Source organism: Actinomycetes bacterium, from assembly GCA_024222295.1.
In the GTDB taxonomy this organism is placed as follows: Bacteria; Actinomycetota; Acidimicrobiia; order Acidimicrobiales; family Microtrichaceae; genus JAAEPF01.
The window spans coordinates 1-3,625 of sequence record JAAEPF010000101.1 but is presented as its reverse complement, the minus strand read 5'-3'; the positions used below and the strand labels follow the sequence as shown (position 1 = coordinate 3,625).

3 protein-coding genes are annotated in these 3,625 nt (G+C 68.1%); 1 reads left to right on the top strand and 2 read right to left on the bottom strand.

The genetic code is table 11. The annotated features are described in order from the left end of the window. Both uvrC and GY812_17660 read right to left on the bottom strand, forming a co-directional pair. Positions 1 to 1,422, bottom strand: a 1,422-nt coding sequence (gene uvrC / locus GY812_17665; protein MCP4437309.1) for an excinuclease ABC subunit UvrC, incomplete at its 3' end; no start/stop codon positions are given. A gap of 27 nt (positions 1,423 to 1,449) precedes the next feature. Next, positions 1,450 to 2,496: a hypothetical protein gene (locus GY812_17660; GenBank protein MCP4437308.1), complete on the bottom strand. Its 1,047-nt coding sequence runs from the start codon at positions 2,494 to 2,496 to the stop codon at positions 1,450 to 1,452. 279 nt (positions 2,497 to 2,775) lie between these two features. On the opposite strand from GY812_17660, the gene nadA reads away from it, so the two are divergent. Next, positions 2,776 to 3,625: quinolinate synthase NadA (gene nadA / locus GY812_17655; protein MCP4437307.1), on the top strand; the 850-nt coding region annotated here is incomplete at its 3' end.

Here is a 3,625-nt window from a genome sequence, read left to right as displayed (position 1 = left end):
GTATGCGAACTTGCCGCGCTCAGCAACCGGCAACTTGCGCTGCTCGATGTAGTTGGTGAGTCGCCGGTGCAGCACTTCCTGCATGGCGGCGAAGTCGTCGTTCCCCTCCACACCGCGGATGCGGAAGCGCCTGTACTCGCCCTTGCGGGGCAGTCCGTCTTCGAGCACCACCATCGAGCCCACGTAGTCGCTGCCCTGCAGGTGGCTCATGTCGTAGCACTCGATCCTCAATGGGGCCTCGGGCAGCCCGAGGGAGTCCTGCAACTCGTTGAGGGCCCGCGCCCGGCTGTTGTGGTCACTCGCACGCTTGAGCCGGTGGCGGGTGAGGGCCTCCGCCGCGTTCTCGGTGACGGTGCCTGCCAACTCGCGCTTCGAACCACGCTGTGGTACCCGTATCTCCACCTTGGTGCCGCGCATCTCGGCCAGCCACGCGGTGTAGAGGTCGGGGTCATCGGGCATCGTCGGCACGAGCACGGCCTTCGGCCAGCCCATGGCCGGTTCGTCACCATACAGCTGCTCCATCGCCGCGCTCACTGTCTCGGATCCGTCGAGGTCCATGACCTTGTCGAGCAGGAAGCCGGTGCGACCCACCACCCGGCCGTGGCGCACCATGAACACCTGCACCGATGCCTCGAGGTCGTCCTCCGCGATGCCGAGCACGTCGAAGCTCTCGTTGCGGTCGGCCACCATCTGCTGGCGTTCGATCGCCCGCCGCACCGTGGCGATCCGGTCCCGAAGCCGCCCGGCCTGTTCGTACTCCATGTCGTCGGCGGCCCGGCGCATGTCCGACTCCAGGCTGTCGAGCACCGGTTGGGTCCGGCCGTCGAGGAAGGCCATCAGTTCGCCCACGAGCAGCCGGTAGTCCTCGGGTTGGATCTCGCCTACGCAGGGCCCGGAGCACTTCTCGATGTGGAACAGCAGGCAAGGCTTGCCGAGCCGCTCGTGACGGCGGAGCTTGGCGTCCGAGCAGGTGCGGATCGGGAAGGTGCGGAGCAGCTCGTCGAGGGTGTCGCGGATCGCATACGCGTGGGCGTAGGGCCCGAAGTACCGGGTGCCCTTCCGCTTGCGACCCCGCATCACCATCGCCCGGGGCCAGGCGTCGGACTCGGTGACCGCCAGGTATGGGTAGGACTTGTCGTCGACCAGACGCACGTTGAAGCGCGGCCGGTGCTGCTTGATCAACGAGTACTCGAGCATGAGTGCCTCGACCTCGTTGCGGACCTGGATCCACTCGACCGACTCGGCCGTGGCCACCATCTGGGCGGTCCTCACAGGGAGCACCGCCGGATTCTGGAAGTAGTTGGACAGGCGCTGGCGGAGTGACTTCGCCTTGCCCACGTAGATCACGCGGCCGTGCGCGTCCTTGAACTGATAGCTACCGGGAGCGTTGGGGATGGTGCCCGCAGGGGGACGTTCCAGCATCGTCCCCGACGGTACCCCTGTTGCCGGTCAGGGGCAGGGACGCGGATTCAGCCACCAGACCTCGCACTCGATGAGAGCGGGGATCGGACCCACATCGGGCTGGTCGTCTCGCACCACGGCGGGGCGCACCGCTCGGCCGTCGGGCCACGTGCCGGTGTAGCTCAGATCCGTGTCGCACCACTCGCCGTCGAGTGCGCACCTTCCCGTGGCGTCGAAGGAACGAAACCCGACCCAGTGGTCGAAGTGGTCGGTGTTGATCGAGGACAGGTTGGGCAGCACCTCCACGGTCACGATCCCGATGTGCTCGGCCTCCAGCGACGGCGTGCCGGTGCGGTCCGAGTACACCACCACGTGCTGGGCGGCCTCGTCGGCAACGTCGATCGAGGCGAACTGCTCGATGGCGATCCGGGCGTCCACGAAGGCGTCGTTCTGGTAGGTCACCATCGTGAAGCGCATGTGGTCCGGCAGGTCGATCGGGCCGTCGCCGGGGTTGAACATCGCGAAGTACGGAGCGAAGTTGGCGGCCCACACGGCTTCGGAGCCCCAGCCGCGTGCCGCTGCGTCCTGCACGAGCCTGTAGAGCATCCCGCCGCCGAAGGAGTGGCCCACGATCCCGAAGCGCGACGGATCGGCCCGCTTGGAGAACTCCACGCCCTGGCGGAATCCGGTGTCCACCGTCTCGTACTGGCTCGGCGGGTCGAACTCGATCGAGTAGCCCGGGAAGACCACCACGAAACCGTTGGACACCAGGTGCTCCAGCAGGCCCTGGTATCCCTCATAGATGTTGCCGGCGTAGCCGTGGGCCAGGAATGCCACGGGGCGGCTGTCGTCGTCACAGGAGCCACCGGTCCACGGCTCCCCGTCACCGGTCGGCTCGAGCACGAACACCTTGTGGCGCCAGTCGTGGTCGTTGGTCAGGTCGGTTCGCTCGAAGCCGCAGGGGCCGTGTGCTCCCGGCTGGCCCGCCGGCACGAGTCCCACCGGTGGCGACACACCGCACGCGGCCGTGAGCAACGCCGCCACTGCAACGGCCGCCGCCGCCACCCGCACCCGTTTGCCCGCCACAAATGCCATCTCGCCCCCCGCTCCGCCCGACCTCGTTCCGGCACATCCTTGCCGACCAGCGGGGCCAGTCGCACGTCGTACGGGCATCGGCGGGGAACAAATCCCGAACAGGGGCTGTTGCAGGTCGGTACGCAGGTCTAACCTGTGCACAGCCGGCCTGGCCCCCGGCCCCATATGCTTCCGAGGCCGACATCCCCGTGGCGTGGCGACCAGGCTGCCCCCACCGGCTGACAATCGGAGGCCCTCAGAGCCCGCGCCCCGTGCGAGGCCCCAAGGAGGTCCACCCAGATGCTGCGCCTACAGATCGGCTTGCCCACCGAATACAGCGAAGCCTCGCCCGAGGAACTGGCTGAACGAATCGCCGCGGCCAAGGAGACACTCGGAGACAGAGTCTTCGTCCTGGGCCACCACTACCAGCGAGACGAGGTCATGCGCTGGGCCGACGCCCGCGGGGACAGCTTCGGACTGTCGCGCCTGGCCCAGCAGCGACCCCAGGCCGACTACATCGTGTTCTGCGGTGTGCACTTCATGGCCGAGTCGGCCGACATTCTGACCGGCGACCACCAGCAGGTGGTGCTGCCCGACCTGAATGCGGGCTGCTCGATGGCCGACATGGCCGACATCGAATCCGTCGAGGATGCCTGGGAGCAGATAGCCGAGGTGACCGGCATCGAGTCGGTGCTGCCCATCACCTACATGAACTCATCGGCCGACCTGAAGGCCTTCGTGGGGCGACACGGCGGCGCGGTGTGCACGTCTTCGAATGCCCGCGCCGTACTCGAGTGGGCGCTCAACGACCCCGAGGGTCCGCAGGCCAAGCAGGTGCTCTTCTTCCCTGACCAGCATCTCGGTCGCAACACCGGTTTCGACATGGGCTTCACCGAGGCGGACATGGCCGTGTGGGACCCGCGCCACGACCTCGGCGACCTCGAGGAGGCCGAGCTCAAGGAAGCTACGTTCCTACTCTGGAAGGGTCACTGCTCGGTCCACCAGCGCTTCCGTCCGGAGCACGTGGACGCGTTCCGCGCCGAGCATCCCGCCGGCACCGTGGTCGCTCCCCCCGAGCGCCGCCCCGAGGCGGGCGCCATGGCCGACCCGGTCGGCTCCCCCGCCGGCCGCCCCAAGGCCGTCGCGGCCC

Excerpts from the sequence above, each read along its gene's own strand:
- GY812_17660 (MCP4437308.1), bottom strand. The coding sequence starts at position 2,496 with ATGGCATTTGTGGCGGGCAAACGGGTGCGGGTGGCGGCGGCGGCCGTT.